General features: G+C 44.3%; 15 protein-coding genes. 6 read left to right on the top strand and 9 right to left on the bottom strand.

Annotation, left to right across the window (positions count from 1 at the left end; all coding sequences use genetic code 11):
* The first annotated feature begins 2 nt into the window (after nucleotides 1-2).
* Nucleotides 3-1,124 (top strand): glycosyltransferase family 4 protein, encoded by a 1,122-nt coding sequence (locus QQL36_RS01100; protein WP_321568625.1) that lies wholly within the window; start codon nucleotides 3-5, stop codon nucleotides 1,122-1,124.
* Nucleotides 1,125-1,352: 228 nt separating this feature from the next.
* Here QQL36_RS01100 and QQL36_RS01095 read toward each other — a convergent pair whose 3' ends face one another.
* The 4 genes from QQL36_RS01095 to QQL36_RS01080 form a co-directional block, all read right to left on the bottom strand.
* Nucleotides 1,353-2,393, bottom strand: coding sequence for a glycosyltransferase (locus QQL36_RS01095; protein ID WP_321568624.1), 1,041 nt, complete (start codon nucleotides 2,391-2,393; stop codon nucleotides 1,353-1,355).
* Nucleotides 2,390-3,334 carry a class I SAM-dependent methyltransferase gene (locus tag QQL36_RS01090; RefSeq protein ID WP_083726283.1) on the bottom strand — a complete coding sequence of 315 codons (945 nt, stop codon included), beginning with the start codon at nucleotides 3,332-3,334 and terminating at the stop codon, nucleotides 2,390-2,392. The genes QQL36_RS01095 and QQL36_RS01090 overlap by 4 nt, the downstream gene beginning before the upstream one ends.
* A 99-nt stretch (nucleotides 3,335-3,433) precedes the next feature.
* On the bottom strand, nucleotides 3,434-4,597 hold the full coding sequence (gene dnaJ, locus QQL36_RS01085; protein WP_083726281.1) for a molecular chaperone DnaJ: 1,164 nt from the start codon (nucleotides 4,595-4,597) through the stop codon (nucleotides 3,434-3,436).
* Nucleotides 4,598-4,663: 66 nt separating this feature from the next.
* Nucleotides 4,664-5,221 carry a nucleotide exchange factor GrpE gene (locus QQL36_RS01080; protein ID WP_083726279.1) on the bottom strand — a complete coding sequence of 186 codons (558 nt, stop codon included), beginning with the start codon at nucleotides 5,219-5,221 and terminating at the stop codon, nucleotides 4,664-4,666.
* 199 nt (nucleotides 5,222-5,420) lie between these two features.
* Here QQL36_RS01080 and QQL36_RS01075 point away from each other — a divergent pair, with 199 nt between their 5' ends.
* Nucleotides 5,421-6,593 carry a class I SAM-dependent rRNA methyltransferase gene (locus QQL36_RS01075; protein WP_083726277.1) on the top strand — a complete coding sequence of 391 codons (1,173 nt, stop codon included), beginning with the start codon at nucleotides 5,421-5,423 and terminating at the stop codon, nucleotides 6,591-6,593.
* A 47-nt stretch (nucleotides 6,594-6,640) separates the two neighbouring features.
* On the opposite strand, the gene QQL36_RS01070 is transcribed toward QQL36_RS01075, so the two are convergent.
* The 4 genes from QQL36_RS01070 to QQL36_RS01055 form a co-directional block, all read right to left on the bottom strand.
* Nucleotides 6,641-6,994 (bottom strand): T9SS type A sorting domain-containing protein, encoded by a 354-nt coding sequence (locus QQL36_RS01070; protein ID WP_083726275.1) that lies wholly within the window; start codon nucleotides 6,992-6,994, stop codon nucleotides 6,641-6,643.
* A gap of 215 nt (nucleotides 6,995-7,209) precedes the next feature.
* Nucleotides 7,210-7,680, bottom strand: a complete 471-nt coding sequence (locus QQL36_RS01065; RefSeq protein WP_083726273.1) for a redoxin domain-containing protein — start codon at nucleotides 7,678-7,680, stop codon at nucleotides 7,210-7,212.
* A gap of 47 nt (nucleotides 7,681-7,727) precedes the next feature.
* Nucleotides 7,728-8,759 (bottom strand): PorP/SprF family type IX secretion system membrane protein, encoded by a 1,032-nt coding sequence (locus QQL36_RS01060; RefSeq protein WP_083726271.1) that lies wholly within the window; start codon nucleotides 8,757-8,759, stop codon nucleotides 7,728-7,730.
* A 38-nt stretch (nucleotides 8,760-8,797) separates the two neighbouring features.
* On the bottom strand, nucleotides 8,798-13,669 hold the full coding sequence (locus QQL36_RS01055; protein ID WP_321568623.1) for a PKD domain-containing protein: 4,872 nt from the start codon (nucleotides 13,667-13,669) through the stop codon (nucleotides 8,798-8,800).
* Between the two features lie 248 nt (nucleotides 13,670-13,917).
* Between QQL36_RS01055 and QQL36_RS01050 the strand changes: the two genes are divergently transcribed.
* Nucleotides 13,918-14,544, top strand: a complete 627-nt coding sequence (locus QQL36_RS01050) for a rhodanese-like domain-containing protein (RefSeq protein ID WP_179091230.1) — start codon at nucleotides 13,918-13,920, stop codon at nucleotides 14,542-14,544.
* Between the two features lie 181 nt (nucleotides 14,545-14,725).
* Here QQL36_RS01050 and QQL36_RS01045 read toward each other — a convergent pair whose 3' ends face one another.
* A complete protein-coding gene (locus QQL36_RS01045) occupies nucleotides 14,726-16,234 on the bottom strand; it encodes a carboxypeptidase M32 (protein ID WP_083726265.1) in 1,509 nt (502 codons plus the stop codon).
* Nucleotides 16,235-16,284: 50 nt separating this feature from the next.
* On the opposite strand from QQL36_RS01045, the gene QQL36_RS01040 reads away from it, so the two are divergent.
* Genes QQL36_RS01040 through QQL36_RS01030 form a run of 3 tightly spaced genes read left to right on the top strand, consistent with a single transcriptional unit; the run spans nucleotide 16,285 to nucleotide 19,758 of the window.
* Nucleotides 16,285-17,379, top strand: coding sequence for a Nif3-like dinuclear metal center hexameric protein (locus QQL36_RS01040; RefSeq protein WP_321568622.1), 1,095 nt, complete (start codon nucleotides 16,285-16,287; stop codon nucleotides 17,377-17,379).
* Between the two features lie 9 nt (nucleotides 17,380-17,388).
* Nucleotides 17,389-18,144, top strand: a complete 756-nt coding sequence (locus QQL36_RS01035; RefSeq protein WP_083726261.1) for a zinc ribbon domain-containing protein — start codon at nucleotides 17,389-17,391, stop codon at nucleotides 18,142-18,144.
* A 45-nt stretch (nucleotides 18,145-18,189) separates the two neighbouring features.
* Nucleotides 18,190-19,758 carry a tetratricopeptide repeat protein gene (locus QQL36_RS01030; RefSeq protein WP_321568621.1) on the top strand — a complete coding sequence of 523 codons (1,569 nt, stop codon included), beginning with the start codon at nucleotides 18,190-18,192 and terminating at the stop codon, nucleotides 19,756-19,758.
* Nucleotides 19,759-19,797: the final 39 nt, after the last annotated feature.

Here is a 19,797-nt window from a genome sequence, read left to right as displayed (position 1 = left end):
CTATGCATGGCAAGTCAGTAATGATTCTTGAACTAAACTTCGAGCGTGGATGGCGTGGTGGAGAACGGCAAACTATGTATACCATGTCCGGTTTCAAAGAAGCCGGTCTTAATGTAGAACTACTCTGTAGAAAAAACTACCCGCTGGAAAAAAAGGCAAATGAGAAGGGTTTTAAAACGCAATCATTTGCAAACATTTTTGGCGTACTCTTCTTCCTGATCTTCAAGGGAAGCCGTTATGATGTGCTTCATGCGCAATCTTCCCATATCCTCACTTATGCTATTCTTTCCAAGCCCTTCCACAGGGCTAAGATCATTTTTACCCGTCGCGTGGATTTTGTTCCCCACGGAAAGATGACCTTAATCAAATATAAACTCACTGACCAGGTCGTTGCTATCAGCCACGCCATCAAACGTATATTGACAGACTTTGGTGCTAAAGATGTCCGTTTGATATCCAGTGCTATTATGGCAAAGAAACTGGATAAGTCCAGGGCAGAAAAGATACTCACTGATGCCGGCGTTGATCCGGCATTACACCTGATCGGCACCACGGCTGCACTTGTACAACACAAAGATCCACTCACTATGATCGAAGCCATCCGTGAACTGGCAACTGTACGTCGTGATTTTGTATTCCTGCACTTTGGAAAAGGGGAGCTGGAACAACAAATGCGTGATAAAATAGCTGAATACGGTTTGGATGATGTGTATAAACTGATGGGCTTTTATGATAATGTAGAGGATATTTTCTCTGTGTTAGACATCTTCACCATGAGTTCAGAACAGGAAGGATTAGGTAGTAGCGTACTGGATGCCTTTATGTATCGCGTACCTGTAGTTTCTACAAATGCAGGTGGCTTGTCAGATCTGGTACAGGGTGGGAGAGCAGTTTCCTGCGAAGTACATCAACCGCAACAACTGGCTGCCGGTATACAGTCGTTACTGGAAGACCCTTTGAAAAGAGAGTCAGTGGCCAGACGTGCATTTGCCTACACAACTGAAAGACATAGCCTCAATTGTATTACACGTTCTTACCTGGAATTGCTGCATGAAATGGGCACCCGGATTGATCTGAATATTGTTGAAAAATTAGCACATAAAATGCAGCCTACGCAGGCATAATGGATCTTAGTATAAAGGGGATAATGGATCAATTTAAATGCTTTACCTGTAATCACGCACGCTTAATTTCGAGAGCCAGAAAAATGCAGCCTACGCAGGCATAATGGATCTTAGTATAAAGGGGATAATGGATCAATGTAAATGCTTACCTGTAATCACGCACGCTTAATTTCGAGAGCCAGAAAAATGCAGCCTACGCAGGCATAATACACCTTAATATAAACACACCTACTGAATTTCCAGTGCCAGATTATATACCAGCTGCCCAATTGCACGATGATTATACTTCATGCAAATAGCCTCGGATGCACCTTGCGCCAGTTGCGCCCTCAGCACCACATTCTCCTTCAATAACAAAATCTTTTCTGCAATCGCCGATGGTGTATTTGCTGTCAATAAAATGCTTTTCCCATTTTCAAACACCTCCTTTATCGCAGGAGACTCTTTACTAATGATCGCCTTCTTCAACGCAGCATAATGAAATATCTTATTCGGTATCACTAAATCCGCTTTCAGCGTCTCTCCAAATATCCCCAAACAAATATCAAAATTATTCATCTCCCCTGCCAATTGATCATAAGCTACCCAACCCGGTAAACTAATATTACTCAATTGATATTGCGCTACTAATTGCTGTATTACTTTATACTCAAAACCATTTCCAATCAACCGGAAATGAATATCTGCATGATCCTTTAAAACATTCGCCGCCTCCACAATCATACGTGTGCCCTGCAAAGGAATAAAACCACCATAAAACCCCACTACAAAAGTATCCCGTAATCCAATAGCAGGTGCCGGTGGAAATTCATCTGTATTCACCCCCACTGGCACTACCCGCAATTTCCGCAAAGGAATACTAAAAGTTCTATGATAATAATCCCGATGCCCTTCTGTATCGCAAATAACAAGGTCCGCCATGCGCATAGAAAGCTTATCCTTCAGATAATTTTTCAATGCTCTCGGAGAATACCTGTTCACCTTCTTATAATCAAACACTTTAGACAGATACCTTGAGATCAATGGATCAAACAACACCGGCTTGCCGGAAAGCATCTTAATCATCGCCACATCCTGGTGTGTAAATGCAGGCAAAAAGATCACATCCGCATCCCCACACGCTTTGCGCAGGGCCGCGAAATTCCATTTACGTTGCTCCTTATAATTGTAAAAAGAAAGAGACACAGCAGGAATAGTACGTAAACCATCCAGGATAATTTTCGTACGATTATAATCAGCTTCAAAATCTCCGGCTACCAGTATTCTCATTTGATGATCTTATAACATTTCCTGATCAGCTTCTGCTGAAAATCAAACGGCATCGTCTGCCCGGTAATATCCTTGATCGTACCCGCCTGAATCTGTTCCGTATCCAGCTGAAACTTACGATAGTTATTACTAAAATACACCACCCCCCCAGGTTTGGTCGCATGCAATACCTTATTCAAAATAACCACATGATCTCTCTGTATATCGAGGAATTCCTTCATGCGCTTGCTATTAGAAAAAGTGGGAGGATCAAGCACTACCAGATCGAAATAATCAGCAGGCAATGTATCCAGGTATTGCAATACATCTGCATGTACAAACTGAAAATTACCTTTCAGATCATTCAGCTGCATATTCTCTTCCGCCCATGCCAGATAGGTCTTAGACAAATCTACAGACACCACTTCGCTGGCACCACCTGCAGCAGCATACACAGAAAAGGAACCTGTATAACAAAAGAGGTTCAGCACTTTCATATCCTTCGCACTCTCCCGGACCATGCCCCTTGTAATACGGTGATCCAAAAAGAGACCTGTATCCAGGTAATCAGAAAGATTGACTTTGAATTTCAGCCCTGCTTCATGCACCACCACCTCATGGCTTTCAAAAGAAAGCTTCTCATACTGTTCCTGCCTGCTGGCTTTTCGCTGTCTTTGCTTCACCCATATCTTGTTCAGTGGCACATCCAGTACCTTGCCTACTACTTCCAGAGAGCTATCCAGCCACGTCTCATGGGTCTCCTCATCCATACCATGTGGGCGATCGTATTCTGCCACATAGATATGATCGTCATAGCGATCCACACTGAATGGAAATTCATTGATATCATCATCATACACCCTGTAACAGGTGATGTTCTGGCGGCGGGCGATTTTACCAATATGGCGATAAACCTTTACCAACCGGTTTTCTAGCATTTGTAATTTGGAAGGATCGAACATGGGGAGTAAAATTATGGCTAAAAAGCGAAAAATCCGTTGATCACATAGCGATCAACGGATTTTTCGGGCCGGGCAGGTCACCTGCCACAAGCTATAACCTTAGCTAAAAATGTCTCTTACTTTTTCAAAGAAGCCTTTCTCAGACTTATCCGGCTTCGGCTGGAAGTTGTCTGAACTCTGTACCTTTTCCAGGAAAGTTTTCTCCTCACTGTTCACCTGCTGAGGTGTCCATACATTCACATGGATCAGCTGATCGCCTTTCTCATAAGAATTCACGGAAGGGAACCCTTTACCTTTTAACCTGAATACCTTACCGGATTGTGTACCAGCCGGGATCTTGATCTTTGCCTTACCATCGATGGTCGGCACCTCTACCGAAGTACCAAACACCGCATCAGGGAAGGAAATGTACAGGTCAAAGGCTACATTCAGCCCATCCCTTTGCAGTTCCGGATGTGGTTCCTCTTCAATGAGGATCAGCAGATCCCCGGGAGCACCCCCTCTTTCACCGGCATTACCTTTACCGCTCATGCTCAGCTGCATACCTTCCTGTACGCCTGCCGGAATGTCGATGCTTACCATTTCTTCACCATACATACGGCCTTCACCTTTACAGTGTCCGCATTTGCTGGTAATGATCTGGCCTTCGCCATGACAGGTTGGACAGGTAGCTACTGTCTGCATCTGCCCCAGGAAAGTCTGGGTTACTTTTCTTACCTGACCGGACCCATGACAGGTATTACAGGTCTGGAAAGCGTTTTTATCTTTCGCACCCAATCCGCCACAATGCTGACAGGGTACATGTTTTTTAACCTTGATCTTTTTATTGGCACCTTTGGCGATCTCTTCATAGGTCATGCGGATCTTAATACGAAGATTGGAACCACGTGTACCTCTGCCACGTCTGCCAGCACCGCCGCCGGCACGGTTACCACCGAAGAAGCTGCCAAAGATATCGTCTCCGAAAATGTCTCCGAAATTGGAGAAGATATCATCCATGTTCATGTTACCGCCACCGTAACCGCCACCGCGATTACCCATACCCGCGTGACCAAAACGGTCATACTGGGCACGCTTGTCCGCATCGCTCAATGCCTCGTAGGCTTCAGCTGCCTCTTTAAATTTTTCTTCTGCTTCCTTATTGTTGGGATTGCGGTCAGGATGGTACTGCATAGCTACCTTACGGTATGCCTTTTTAATTTCATCCTGGGAGGCAGACTTGGCGACGCCCAGTATTTCGTAATAATCTCGTTTGGTAGACATATATCGCACTATAGCCGGCGTTTCGCCGGCATGGTTAAAGAAAAACTATTCTGTCAGAAAGTCACTTTATTTCCCTACAATAACCTTTGCATGACGGATCAATTTGTCATTCAGCATGTAGCCTTTTTGCAACTCATCCAGTACTTTCCCTTTCAGTTCTTCTGTAGGTGCAGGTATTTCTGTGATAGCGTCGTGAAGATCTGCATTGAATTCAGTGTGCAAATTCTCCATAGGTTTCAGGCCTTTGGCTTGTAGTGTTGATTTCAATTTATTGAAAACCAGCATAACGCCTTCTTTAATGGCAGTAATGTCGGTGGTGTTTTCCAGCTGTTTGGTGGCGCGTTCACTGTCATCCAGTACATCCAGCAGGGAAATGATCGTTTCCTTGTTGGCAGTCTGCATCAACTCGATCCTTTCTTTGGCAGTGCGTTTTCTAAAGTTGTCAAACTCAGCAACCAGACGGAGATACTTGTCCTTCATCTCATCCAGCTCCTGTTGTTTCTTGTCGAATTCGCTTTCATCCGCCAAGGCATCGTTAAGGTGGGAAGTGCCGGCCATGTTCTCATCTGCATTAATATCTGGCATACCTTTACCGTTTTCGGTGTCCTGTCCGTTTGTCTGCATATGGTAGTGTTTTCGTTTATTAACTTAAAATGTACAAATGTACGTTAGACAATTTACTTGCCAAGCGCTCAAATGCCGCCAAAATGACAAACATCTTATATAAAGGTGTCATTTTGAAAGTTGAGTCCGTTCTCCATTCTATATTAACCATGTAAGATGCCTTCCTTTTCTTTACCTTTGCGCCTTCGAACTATTGATAATGACCAAAGTTTTTTTAAAGAAAAAAATACAGAATCGCGTACTGCAGGGACATCCATGGATTTTTGGCAACGAAGTCGGAGAGATCCAGGGACCGGTAGATGCCGGCGATATTGTGGATGTATTCACGCATCAGGGCCACTTTCTGGGTAGAGGGTATATAAACCCACAATCTCAGATCCTGGTTCGCCTGCTAACCCGTGACAAAAACGAGATGATCGATGCCGGGTTCTTCTACCGCCGATTGCTCAAGGCATGGAAATACCGCCAGCAGCTGGGTTATGTGGAAAACTGCCGTTTAGTGTTTGGAGAAGCTGACGAAATGCCGGCGCTTGTCATAGATAAGTTCAATGATTACTTCGTATTACAAACCCTGGCATTGGGTATGGAAAAGTGGAAAGGTGCAATCGTCGATGCCCTGAACAGAATTTTCTCTCCAAAAGGAATCTATGAGCGTAACGATGTGCCGGTAAGAGAACTGGAAGGTATGCAACAGCAGAAAGGTTTCCTGAGTGCTCCTTTTGATACGAACATCATTATTAATGAGAATGGATTAAAGTTCCATGTAGATATCGAAAATGGCCAGAAAACCGGCTACTTCCTGGATCAGCAGGATAACCGCAGAGCTATACAACATATTGTAAAAGATGCAGATGTACTGGAAGCGTTCTGTTATACAGGTACTTTCTCCTGTCATGCAGGCCACTATGGTGCAAAGAGCGTATTAGGCCTGGATATTTCTGAGCATGCAGTGAATACTGCCCGCAAAAATGCCCAGCTGAATAACCTCGAAGATAAATGTAAGTTCCAGGCAGTCAACGCATTTGACGTGCTGAAACAATGGACAAAGGAAGAGAAGAAGTTTGATGTGGTGATCCTGGATCCACCGGCATTTACCAAAAGCCGTGAGAATATCCAGAAGGCAATTACGGGTTACAAAGAGATCAACCTGAGAGGAATGAAGCTGCTGAAACCGGGTGGTTTCCTGGTTACAGCGTCTTGTACAAACCTGGTACCGCCATCTATGTTCCTGGAAATCATTGATATGGCTGCGAAAGATGCGAAGAAGAAACTGAGACAGGTGACCTTCCAGACACAGGCGCAGGATCACCCGATATTATGGAATATTGAGAATACAACTTATCTGAAGTTCTTAATAGTAGAAGTACAATGAAAAAAGGCTGTCTTACGACAGCCTTTTTTCATATAATATCTTTAAAATTACTTGACGACATTGAACTTTCCAGACTCTATCAGGTTCCCCTGCCTATCTCTCAACTGGAAAATATACAACCCACTATAATAGTTATCCAGCTCCACCGTAGTCTTGTTACTCACATTCTTTACCTGCCCTACCATCTTTCCGAGAAAATTGAATACAATAAGATCATAAACCTGCTCGTTATTATGCTGTAATTCAAAATTAATTCTCGAGGATGCAGGATTAGGGTACAACTTCACAATTTTACTCACTCCATCAGTACCTGATGAAGCAGGTTTATACGTCTGCGCCTTAGAAACTAAGGTCGTCAGGAGTATAAAGCATGTAAGTAAAAGAGTAAAGGTTTTCCACATACCCGTAAAGATAAAGATTTTTTCGAATATCTATTAATTTTCGTTCTGAAATAGCGGGTGATGACACAATAAAAATTATCTTTTATATTAGATATATTTATTATCACATCGGAACCCACTTTACCAATTCTATCATTGTAAAAATAACAAATGGCAGGCCAAAAAGGAAGCACTGCCATTAGTTTTTAACAAAAATTAACGCTTTTGGGCAATTTTTATTGCAACTCAGCCAGTGTTTTCTTTATTGCTTCAAAATCTGGCAGATCACCAGCAGACTCGAGCACCTGTGCATACTTCACAGTACCTTCTTTGTCTACTACGAAAGCCGCTCTCTTGGATACCCCTTTCAGGTCCAGTACAAAGTTGTCATAATAAGCACCATAAGCCTGGGATGCCTCCTTATTGAAGTCAGACAGCAATGGGAAGTTCAGGTTCTGCTCTGCCTTAAATTTACCCAGGGTGAACGGAGAGTCTACAGAAATACCTACTACCGCAGTATTCAAACTGTTATAAGTAGCCAGGGTATCTCTTACACTGCACAGTTCTGCTGTACATACACTGGTAAATGCCAATGGAAAGAAAAGGATAACCAGATTCTGTCCTTTGAAATCTTCCAGGGTTACTTTTTTCTTCTCAGTATCATTCAGAGAAAAAGCTGGTGCTTTTGTGCCGATTGCAATGCTCATTTTATATTTTTTAGACTGGCAAATATAGTAAAGGATTAATAAGGGAATTAAAATCTTGGACAATGCACTGCATCCAACGTACTGTTCCTGCTATTCAGGAACCCTTTGAATACCAGTGCCAGCTCAAATCCCCCAAAACTCTGACTCGCCGTTTTCAGTTTTGAAATATTACAGTCGTATGTCATACTGATCTCGTACTTGTCCATATCCAGGCGCATGGTAGGAATGATCGCATCTCCCCACCGCACAAACAATCCGCCGTATATACCCCTTGTACTTTCCAGACCCTCGTCATATAACATATAACCCAGAATGGCACCTCCATTATACTCCGAATACGACCCTTCATGAATCTGGTTGTACTGCGCAATCAGTTTCAACCTGTCTTCCATTGGAATGGTAATACCCGCATTGAAGGTATACTTTGGATCCATCACAATACTATTGTCCTTATAAAAGGACACCCTTGGACGTGTAAAGTGAAACATGGCCGCACCTATATAATAATTGACGTCTTCACCAATTGTACTGTTGAAACTAATACCTGCACCGGCATCCCAGTAACCATATCCACGCAGTGCCAGTCTGCCTTCTTCACCACTGGCTACAGAGGGATCATAGCGACCATTGGTATACTGGTTATTGAAAGTGAGCTTGGTGGCATCGAACTGTCTTTGCACAAAACCTCCCATGAAACCAACTGAGAGGAACATGTTCTTCACATCACTCATTGACTTATGGTAGTTGATGGCTGGCAAAATCTGCACAGACTGTAATCGTGCCGTACCAGCTCTGTCATAAGTGAATTGCGCACCTGTGGTGAGAAAATCCTCTCCACGGCCTACCGGAAATTTCAGTTCCCCGCTCACTGCCCCTGTCTGGTAGGGAATAGTCACACTGTTCCACTGGTTCCTGTACACTGCCTGTACGCGGTAGTCTCCGTTAAAGATGCCAATCAGCGCAGGGTTACGCAGAATGGGGGTTTCATAAAATTGCGACAGGTGAATATCCTGTGCCATCAGTCTGGAACTCAGACATAAACAAAGTGCCACAAACAGCTTTCTACAAGTCCTTCTCATGCTTGGCAAATTTTAAATAGGAATCTGGTAATCGCCGTTTAACGTAACAGCATCACGTTACCTTTCAGGGTAAAGTCTTCATTTGTATCGCACACTACCTCGGCTACATATACAAACACATCCGGGTTCACAAGTACGCCTTTCACTTTTCCATCCCATCCACTTGTAATGTCTTCTACGCCAAAGTTTGTCCGCTCAAATACAAGTTGTCCCCAACGGTTATATATTCTCCATGATTTTACGGTTTTGATCCCCTTACCTCTGATGTAGAAGATATCATTCTGTCCATCGCCATTAGGTGTAAAGGTATTTGGCAGCCAGGTATTGCCTGATTCACATACCATCTTGATGGTGATATCATCCACACCCTTACAGCCATATGTATTCGTCGCCGTTACAGTATAAGTCGTCGTCGTCTTTGGTGTAGCTGTAGGTTGCAGACAGTCTACACAATCCAGGTAATTCACCGGCCACCATTCAATGTTAGTAATATCAGCACTACCTGTAGTCGGAATCAGGTAACTGTTACCTGTAGCCAATGTCAGATCCGGACCTGCATTCACTACCGGCAACGCATGTACAGTTACCAACGCTGTCGCCTGCGAAGTAAAGCAGGCGTCCTTACCATATCCTGTCACCGTATAAGTAGTGGTCGTATCCGGGTAAGCCATCGGGTTCTGACCCGCAGCATTGCTCAACCCTGTAGCAGGAGACCAGGAATAAGAAGTCGCACCTGATGCATGCAGTTGTGCAGAACCACCTTTACATATAAAGGTATCTGTAGCAGTTACCTGGAATGGTTGAGAAACCATAACCGGTACATCTCCCTCCACCTTACAACCTGCTGCATTTACCACTGATACATGATAGGTCGTATCTATTTCCGGACTAACTACCGGACTTGTACTATGAATATCATTGATCTTATAATCTGTCCAGTTGATAGTCACACCGGCATCTGTATTTGCATTGAGTGTGATAGAAGCACCACGGCAAATGCTGGCGCTCGCCGGGTTCGGATTCAGTGCAGGATAATCTAATACACTCACCGTTCTCGTAGCTGTGCTGCTACAAATACCGCTGGCAGTAGTGATCGTCAGTGTAATTAACTGATCTCCTGCCTGGTTAAAGGTGGTAGCAGGTGGTGTTTGTACTAAATAGTTTTGTCCCAGTATCTGCCAGCTCCATTTGGTATCAGGTATATTCTTAGTTTCATGACCCACTAGCTGCATAGTCGCACCTGTACACAATGGCCCCAGTGTATCGATCACCGCTACTGGTTTAGGTTCTACCACAATCGCTTTTTCGATAGTGCTCACACAACCATAAAAACTGGTCGTTGTCAGTTTCACATTGTAAGTACCTGGCGCATCATATATATAAGAAGGTGTCTGATCTGTACTCACATCATCAGTTTTGGTAGTGACACCAAAATCCCATGCATAGGTCATAGCCATACCCAGTTCTGAAGAAACGCTGCTGGATGAATCGGTGAAGAATACAGTACCACCATCACAAGCCTGGGTAACATCCGTACCAAAGTTAGCCGCCACTTTATCAGCAATTACTTTTGAATCACCATCTGCCGCTACGCGACAACCTCTGTCATCTTCCAGCAATACAACCGGGTAATACACACCTTCCTGTGGATAAGTGTAAGATGGAGAAGTCGGTGTAGTGGTGGTGGCTGAATGACCATCGCCAAAGTCCCAGATATATTTAATAGCCGCAGTAGAATTGGCATTCATCGTCACCGTCAGTGGATAACATCCTGTTTCAGGTGCAACAGTGAAGCTACCATTTGGTCCGGCGATAGAAATAGTTTTTGGTCCTGCTACCGCGCTCGCACAACCACCCTGTGAATAAACTGTGAGTGTGATATCAAATGTACCTGGCTTAATATAGTTATGCAGCGGATCCTGTTCTGTAGAACTACTCACGTCTCCAAAGCTCCATGCAGAACTTACATAATCAGAGGAGAGGTTGGTAAACTGAATTTTTACTGGCGGACATACATCAGCCGCTACCGGCGGGAAGCTGAAGTCAGCAATCGGGTCAGGTACACGCAGGTAGTCAACAGTAGTGATCGTATCGCTACAACCAGTAGTGTTAGCTATGATCAGCGATACCGTATACTTGCCTGGCAATGTATAAGTATGTGCAGGAGTCGCATCTGTACTGGTCGTGCCATCACCAAAGTCCCACTGGTAAGTGAGTGGTGTTGTAATGGATGAGTTAGAGAACTGATATGGAGTATTCAGACATGCAATGCTGTCCGGACCACCAAATGCCGCAATCATATTTGCAATACGTACAGTTGCTGTATAACTGTCTTCACAACCGGTATTGTCTTTTACGGTCAGTGTAACAGGGTAGTCATTGATCGCTGAATAAGTATGTGTGATATTGGTAGGTGCAGTAGTGTAAGTCTCCGGAGTGCTGCCATCTCCATAATCCCATGTCCAGGATACAATGGTATTACCTGTCTTGGTAGTAGATTGATCAGTAAAGCTCACCGGAACATTTCTACACTGTTTGGTATCAATGCTGAATTTCGCATTTGCGCCATTCACAGAAATCGGAATCGTATTGGAAGTGTGCAGACAACCGTATACATCTGTCAGCACCAGGCTGGCCGTATAATCGCCAGGTGTGGGATATACATAACCGATAGGGCCCTGTGCCGGTGCATTGTAAGTATTACCATCGCCAAAGTTCCACAGGTAGCTGGCGAAATGGCTGGCCGTTACGGGATCCATGGCGAAATTCACGGTACCATTTTTACAAATGGTAGTGACATCTGAATAGATCTTGGGTGTTTCATCAATGATGGTCACTGTCGTTTTGTATACTGACTGACAGCTACCATTATCGACTGTGAGCGTCACAGTATATGTACCACCTGCAGTATACACATGTGTTGGACTCTGGGCGGTAGAAGACGTACCATCGCCGAAATCCCAGTTCCATAATTTAGTCGTACTTGTACCAAAGTCAGATTTATCGGTGAAAGTACGGGAGTAGATATTCGCACAATTCACTGTTTGTACAAGGAATGCAGCAGATGGCGGATAGATAGTGATCAGATCCGTTTTGGTGAGTGTCTGCCGGCAACCATTATTGATAACCGTTAGTATCACCGTATGTGTACCGATGCTTGTCCATACATAAGTCGGATCTTCCAGAGAAGAAGAACCATTGCCGGTATTGCCTGATTCCTCGAAAGTCCATTCCCATGCAGTACCCGCAGGAACAGATGTATTAGTGAAATGGAAAATAGTTGGTTGACAACCAGTTGTTTGATCTACTGTGAAATCTACTGCCACTGGTGTGCCCACCTGCACCGGGAAAGTAGCGGTCTGCGTACAACCACCCTGTGTAGTAATCGTTAAGGTAACGATATAATCACCTTGTGCGGTGAAAGTATGTGTCGGTATCTTTGCTGTAGAAGTGCTGCCATCGCCAAAATCCCATGACCAGCTGACTACCGGATCGGCAGTAGCCACGATAGGAGTGAAGGTATCATCCAACGGCACACAACCATTTGGTAAACCATCTATACTCAGAATTGGTTTCTGTACAGAGATGGTTTGGTAGGTGGTTGTTGTACAACCCGCAGCATTGCTGGCTTGCAGGGAAACGGTATAACTGCCTTCGGCAGTATAAGTATGTGTAAGATTTTGTACAGTAGAAGAAGTACCATCGTTAAAATCCCATTCCCAGCTGGTAGCACCGGTGGTTACACCCGTAAAGCTCACATTGGCAGGAACGGCACATGCGGTAATGGGTGCTGCGGTAATCGTAGCTGTAGGAATATCCGAGATGGTGAAAGTCTTTGTCACATTTGCCTGACAACCATCCTGTGTCAGTGCCTGTAATGTGACCGTATAGGTACCAGTAGTATTAAAAGTCTTGACTGCGTCAATTGTATTTTGCACATCGCCATCTGAAAAAGTCCAGGTAGCGGTCTGCGGAGCTGGCTGAGTAGTATTGGTAAAATGGAGAGTCGTTCCCTTACAAAGACTCTCTGCTATAGTAAAGTCCGCTGCGATCGTAGCGATCTGGATATACTCCGTTTGTGTGAGCGTTTGTGAACATCCATCCGCGGAAGTAGCCGTTAGCGTAACGGTGTATTTTCCTTCTGCCGTGTACGTATGAATCGGGTTCATGTCGCTGCTGGTACTACCGTCTCCAAAGTTCCAGAGGTACGTAATGCCCGGATTTCCAGTGGTATTGATCGTCGTATTGTTAGTAAAAGTAACGTTCAGCGGCGCTTTACAGCTACCCTGGGTATTGCTGGTAAATGCTGTCTGAGGGGTAGCGTTCGCATGAATAATCTGTGAATAGCTATTGGTACAACCATAGCTATTGGTCACGATAGTCGTAGCAGAATAGTCGCCTCCTACATTATAAGTATAGTTAGCAGTACTACCCGTAGCTCCGTTACCATCCCCAAAATCCCAGTTCACACTACTAATCGTACCATCACCTGCGGTAGACTGGTCTGTAAATTTAACAGGTAAAGGTGTACAACCACTGGTAACATCAGTAGTAAACTGTGCTGTTGGTTTTTTATATACATTTACAGTATGGGTAGCGGTCCCTTTAGTACCGTCTGCAAACGTAACTGTAAGAGTTACAGTGTATGTACCAGGTTTAGTAAAGGATCGGGTTGGGTTCCAGAGTATCGATTTGGCTCCTCCATCCCCAAAATCCCAGGAAGCTGTGCCTCCTGTAGTAGACTGATTAATAAATTGTACATAGGCAGTCCCACATCCTGTAAAATTATCAGCAGTAAATGCTGCTGTGTTTTGTGCCTGGACGCTGAAGGCAGAGAGCAGGACCATTACACACGTGTATGCAACAGCATACCAGGTGCGGACAAAAAGGCTTAGGCGTTGGTGTTTCATTCTCCGGATATGGCTAGTGTCGTTCGGCTTCCGACAGTAGCATAGGTTTTTAAAAAATAAAGGTTCAATTTTTTAACGTTATACCCGTATAAGTCTAACGTTAAGTAAACGTAAACAAATTGTTAATGGTTCAGAGTAGAAAAGAAAATCACACAAAAGTTATTCCAGCTTTAACTGTTGGCACGAGCTCAACAATATACAGCAAATTTACGATGTGTAAGTATATAATATGCTTTTTCATTTTATGTGTGAGTACTGCTGTATATGCGCAGAATAACAATGTGGTAAAACCTGACGTATTTCAGACAGGAATTAAACAATCGGGTGTACAGGTATTTGATGTACGTACCTTGGCAGAGTACAGTAGTGGGCACCTCCCGCATGCTATGCAGGCTGACTTTACACATGACGAAGAATTTAATGAGAGAATAAAATACTTGAATAAGGAGCAGCCTGTATATGTGTATTGCCTGAGTGGACCGCGTAGTAATGCCGCCGCAAAGAAAATGCGCGAAGCCGGATTCGCAAATGTTGTAGAACTGGACGGTGGTCTGACTGCCTGGAAACAGGCGGGTCTTGCAGTTGAAGGAGGCGTAAATACCCCTCAGCTTACACTGATCGACTTTACCGGTAAGGTCTCTGAAGGAGATGTATTAATCTATATAAGCGCTGATTGGTGTCCTCCCTGTCAAAAGATGGAGCCAGTAGTAGCTGCTTATTTAAAAGCAAATGCAGGTGTAAAGCTGTTAAAAGTAGACGGTAGTAAAGACACGAACGTGATTAAAACACTAGGTGCTACTACCTTACCTACATTTATCCTGTACAAAGAAGGACAGGAAGTCTGGAGAAAAACAGGCATCGTAGAATTAAACTAACGTCATCTATGGCAAGCCGAGGCCAATTGAATTTATTTTATTGCTATTAGCTGGACCGTATCCCTATACCAGCAAGCCATTATCCAAACAAAAGAGGTGATATCAACCTCCTGAGAATTGTTTAAACACCTGCGTGAATAAAAGATGGTGTATCATACTAATGATACACCATCTTTTTGTTTTATACATTATAAATGTGGTGATACTTTTCTGTAGCGTAATCCAGGAAGTATTTAAACGCCAGTGGTTCTCCCGTTACTTTTTCACACAATTCATTGCTGGTGTAATACCTGCCGTGGTGGTGGATTTCATCACGTAACCATGTGAGTAACTGCTTATAATCTCCTTTTGTAATCTGCTCAATCAATCCCGGTATCTGCTTTTGGGCAGCGATGAAAAACTGTGCGGCGTACAAACTACCCAGTGAATAAGTGGGGAAGTAACCGAAGCTACCATGTGACCAGTGAATATCCTGCAATACTCCTTGATTATCATCAGGTACATCTACATGCAGGTACTCCTTGTAATATTTATTCCAGACCTCATCCAGGTCTTTGGTAGAATAGGTGCCATCCAGTAATCCCTTTTCAATTTCATACCGGATCATTACATGGAAATGATAAGTCAGTTCATCGGCTTCGGTACGTATCAGGGAAGGTCGTACCTGGTTGATGGCTTTATAGAAATCATCCAGCGATACTTTTTGCAGGTTGTCCGGAAAGCGTGCCTGCAAAGCTGCATAGTGATGCTGCCAGAAAGGAAGGCTGCGACCTACATTGTTCTCCCACAGCCTTGACTGTGATTCGTGGATACCTAAACTCGCAGCTTCGCCGGATGGTAGTCCATAGCCATCTACAGGCAACCCCTGTTCGTACAGGGCATGGCCACCTTCGTGGATACAGCTCCAGGTCATGTTCCCAAAATCCTTTTCATCGATACGGGTAGTGACCCTTACATCCTGTGGGTTGAAGCTGGTGGTAAACGGATGTTCTGAAATATCCTGTCTGCCGGCGTTCATATCATACCCCATGGCTTTCAGGAGTTCAATCCCAAATGCCCATTGTGCATTACGGTCGTAGTGCAGGTGCAGGAAGTCTTTATTGACTTGTGGTTTTGATTCGATGTGCTTTAATAAAGGAGCCAGTGCTGCTTTTACATCAGCAAAGATGGTATCCAGCATGGAGGTATTCGCCCCTTTTTCATATTCATTCAGCAGTGCATTGTAGGGATGCCCGTTATATCCCAGTATGTCTGCCTCCTGCTTTTTGAGCGCAACCATTTTCGCCAGCACGGGTTCAAAGATCTTGTAGTCGTTTGCTTTTCTTGCCTTGATCCATGCATGGTAGCATTCATTGGTCGTAGTAGATAACTCAGCTACAAAACTGGCTGGGTACTTTTTATTCTTTTCATAGTCCTCGAGGGAGAGGGCGATATTCTTAGTAGCAATGATGTCCATATCCTGACGGGCATGCAGGGTGGTCAGTAATTCACCCAGTTTATCTTCAGTAAATAGCTCGTGCGCCATAGAACTGAGAGTGGTGATCTGTTGCCCGCGAAAGGCGGCTCCTTTTTCAGGCAGGTAAGTTTCCTGATCCCATCCCAACACAGCAATCGCATTGCGTATATCGGCGATCTGTTGCATTTTCGTTTTGTACGAGGCGTACAATTCACCCGAAGATTGTGTCGTCATGCCAGTTAGTTTTTTGCAATTTTAAATAATTCCCATCATATTTGCTTGTCATGAAAATTAAAGATATCACAGCGGCCATCGCCGCATTTGCACCATTACAATACCAGGAAAGCTATGACAATGCCGGTTTACTCTTCGGCAGTGGCGACTGGGAGGTAACAGGGATACTGCTCTCCCTGGATACGACAGAAGCGGTGGTAGACGAGGCGATCAGCAAGGGGTGCAACCTGATCGTGGCCCATCATCCCATTGTATTTGGTGGCCTGAAAAAGATAAATGGCAATAATTACGTAGAGCGGGTGGCTATCAAAGCTATCAAGCATGACATCGCTATATATGCAGCTCATACCAACCTGGACAATGTGAGAAATGGGGTCTGTGAGATGATGGGGCAGCGGCTGAGCCTGAAAAATACCCGGGTATTAGCGCCTAAAAAGGAGTTATTAAGAAAATTATACACCTTTGTACCGCATGAATCTGCCGAAAATGTCAGGTCTGCATTATTTGCAGCCGGTGCCGGACATATTGGCGCATACAGTGAATGTAGCTTTAATGGGGCAGGAGAGGGAACTTTTAAAGCGGGAGCGGGCACCCAGCCTTATGTTGGGGAGGTCGGAAGCCGCCATTTAGAAGCAGAAACGAAGATCGAGGTTATTTTTCCCTTATATTTGGAACAATATGTGATCAAGGCTCTTTTAGCCAGCCATCCTTATGAAGAAGTGGCCTACGATGTGGTGAAACTCGAAAACGAGTACTCACAGGTTGGGTCCGGTCTGATAGGAGAGCTGGAAGCGCCGATGGACGAGATGACATTTTTAAAGTTCGTGAAGCAGCAGTTCGATACCGGTTGCGTCCGGTATACCCCACTCAGGAACAAGCCAATTAAAAGGGTGGCACTCTGCGGAGGAGCCGGAAGTTTCCTCCTGAAAAGGGCAATTGGAGCTGGCGCCGATGCATATATTTCGGCTGACTTTAAATATCATGAGTTTTTTGACGCTGAAAATCAAATAGTTATAGCGGATGTTGGACATTTCGAGAGCGAGCAGTTTACGGTTGACTTATTTTTTCATATATTGACTGAAAAATTCCCTAATTTTGCGCCTCTTAAATCTACCATTCGAACAAACCCGGTAAATTATTTATAAACACATTACATGGCTACTGTAAATAAAGATTACTCCGTAGAGGAAAAATTGGTGTCTGTACTTAGACTACAGAAGATGGACTCCAGACTGGATGAGATCCAGGTGTTGAAGGGGGAGTTGCCGATGGAAGTTAAAGATCTGGAAGACGAGATCGAAGGGTTAAACACACGTCTGGCCCATGTTGAAGACGAAATCCGTGGCATTCAGGACTTCATAACCAACAAGAAGAACCAGATTAAGGAGTCAGAAGCGCTGATTAAGAAATACGAGAAGCAACAGGATAACGTAAAGAATAACCGTGAGTTCGAAGCTATCACCAAGGAACTGGAAATGCAGTCCCTGGAAATCAAGCTGGCTGAGAAACACATTCGCGATGCAAATGATGAGGTAAAGGACAAGAGCCGTAACCTGGAATCTGCAAAGAAAGCGATTGCTGATAAAGAATCGAACCTGAAACACAAGAAAGGTGAGCTGGAAAAGATCATCGGTGAAACTGAAAAAGAAGAGAAAGCTTTCTACAAACAAAGCGAAGATGCGCGTGCAAAAGTAGAACCCCGCCTGCTGGCAGCTTACGAAAAAATCCGTAAGAACTACCGTAACGGTCTGGCAGTAGCTACTGTAGTTCGTGATTCCTGCGGTGGTTGCTTTAATGCAATTCCTCCTCAGCGTCAGGCGGAAATCCGTCAGCGCAAGAAGATCATCATCTGCGAACATTGCGGTCGCGTGCTGGTAGACAATGATCTGGAAGCAACTGTGACTATTTAATTTAATATTGTTCCAGGAATAATTTTGAAAAAGGTTGTATCGTTTATGATACGACCTTTTTTCATTGCAGGCGTTTTTGGTTTGGAATTTGACGTAAAGCCGGCAGTTGTAAATATATTTGTGTCCATGCGTACCGTATTCCTGTTGGGATTGTTCCTCTCTCTTTTTTTTCCTGCTGTAGCCCGGCAAAAAGTATATGACTTTAATCCCCGCTGCCAGCAAGCCTATGATGCCATTATGCAATTGAAGGTCACCACGGGCACCGCTCTACTGGAAGCCGAAAAAAAAGAACATCCCGATAACCTGATACCTTACTTTCTCGAAAATTATATCGACTTTTTCAATCTCTTTTTCAACGAAGATCCTGCTGTTTATGCCAGGCGAAAGGACCTGCGGGACCAGCGGCTGGATATGATGGCTTCGGGTCCTGAGAATAGTCCTTACTACCTGTATACCCAGGCAGCCATTCGTTTTCAATGGGCCCTGATCCGCATCAAGTTCAACGAAAAGTGGGATGCCGTGTGGGAAATCAGGAAAGCATTTGTGCAGTTCAAAGACAACCAGCGCAAGTTTCCGCAGTTTCAGCCAAACACGATGATGATTGGTGCATTGCAGGCCGTATTCGGTACTATCCCCGAAGGCTATCGCTGGATTTCCAATATTCTGGGCATGAAAGGCAATATCCGTGAAGGTATGCGGCAGGTACAGCAGTCGGCCGAGAGCAATAATGACGTAGCGTTAATATTCCGGGCCGAAGCTTCTTATTACTTTTGCTACCTGAAACTGTTCATTGAAAATAGACCTGAAGAAGTATGGGCATTCATTCAGAAACATCAGCTGGACACAAAAAATAATTACCTCTTTGCCCTCATGGTAGCGAATATCGCTATGAACAACCAGAAAGCAGCACTGGGTATCAAAACCCTGTCTGACAGAAGTGACAGTGGCGGATACCTGGATATCAAATACAATAATTACCTGCTCGGGGTATTGAAACTGGACAGACAGGATGAAGATGCAAATGTGTACCTGCAGCGATTCACCGACAACTTCAGGGGAAAATTTTATCTCAAAGAATGTCTGCAACGTTTAAGCTGGTACCATTACCTGCATGGAAATATGGATGCTGCCAATAAATACCGGGCACAGATCCTGACCCGGGGCAATACAGAAACCGATGCAGATAAGCAGGCCCTCAAAGATGCAAAAGGTGGTAAATGGCCGGATGCTGTACTGCTAAAAGCACGATTACTGAGCGATGGCGGTTTCTTTAGCGATGCCCTGAAATTGTTGCAAACGAAAAAGGCGGCAGACTATACCCGCATGGAAGATAAACTGGAATATGCCTATCGCCTGGGAAGGATATATGATGAAATGGGAATGGATGATAGTGCAATTGCCATGTACGAAGTGACCATAAAAGCAGGGACAAACAGACCTGAATATTTTGCTGCAAGAGCATCCCTGCAAATGGGTTATATTTATGAAAAGAGGAATGACAAGGTGAAAGCACAACAATGTTATCAGACTTGTCTGGATATGAAAGGGCATGATTATAAGAACTCACTGGATCAGCGGGCAAAGGCCGGAATTCAGCGATTGAACGGAGGTTGAGGTAATCGCTACGCAGATACAGTTCGTACCGAGAAATTT

The organism is Chitinophaga sp. LS1 (assembly GCF_034274695.1).
Classification (GTDB): domain Bacteria; phylum Bacteroidota; class Bacteroidia; order Chitinophagales; family Chitinophagaceae; genus Chitinophaga.
This window is presented reverse-complemented; position numbering and strand designations above follow the sequence as displayed.

Bases quoted from the DNA above. Each gene is read 5' to 3' on its own strand.
- QQL36_RS01040 (WP_321568622.1), top strand. From the start codon at position 16,285: ATGAAAATTAAAGATATCACAGCGGCCATCGCCGCATTTGCACCATTA.
- QQL36_RS01095 (WP_321568624.1), bottom strand. From the start codon at position 2,393: ATGAGAATACTGGTAGCCGGAGATTTTGAAGCTGATTATAATCGTACG.
- QQL36_RS01035 (WP_083726261.1), top strand. From the start codon at position 17,389: ATGGCTACTGTAAATAAAGATTACTCCGTAGAGGAAAAATTGGTGTCT.
- QQL36_RS01065 (WP_083726273.1), bottom strand. From the start codon at position 7,680: ATGAGCATTGCAATCGGCACAAAAGCACCAGCTTTTTCTCTGAATGAT.
- QQL36_RS01100 (WP_321568625.1), top strand. From the start codon at position 3: ATGCATGGCAAGTCAGTAATGATTCTTGAACTAAACTTCGAGCGTGGA.
- QQL36_RS01080 (WP_083726279.1), bottom strand. From the start codon at position 5,221: ATGCAGACAAACGGACAGGACACCGAAAACGGTAAAGGTATGCCAGAT.
- QQL36_RS01075 (WP_083726277.1), top strand. From the start codon at position 5,421: ATGACCAAAGTTTTTTTAAAGAAAAAAATACAGAATCGCGTACTGCAG.
- QQL36_RS01060 (WP_083726271.1), bottom strand. From the start codon at position 8,759: ATGAGAAGGACTTGTAGAAAGCTGTTTGTGGCACTTTGTTTATGTCTG.
- QQL36_RS01070 (WP_083726275.1), bottom strand. From the start codon at position 6,994: ATGTGGAAAACCTTTACTCTTTTACTTACATGCTTTATACTCCTGACG.
- QQL36_RS01045 (WP_083726265.1), bottom strand. From the start codon at position 16,234: ATGACGACACAATCTTCGGGTGAATTGTACGCCTCGTACAAAACGAAA.
- QQL36_RS01090 (WP_083726283.1), bottom strand. From the start codon at position 3,334: ATGTTCGATCCTTCCAAATTACAAATGCTAGAAAACCGGTTGGTAAAG.
- dnaJ (WP_083726281.1), bottom strand. From the start codon at position 4,597: ATGTCTACCAAACGAGATTATTACGAAATACTGGGCGTCGCCAAGTCT.
- QQL36_RS01055 (WP_321568623.1), bottom strand. From the start codon at position 13,669: ATGAAACACCAACGCCTAAGCCTTTTTGTCCGCACCTGGTATGCTGTT.
- QQL36_RS01030 (WP_321568621.1), top strand. From the start codon at position 18,190: ATGATACGACCTTTTTTCATTGCAGGCGTTTTTGGTTTGGAATTTGAC.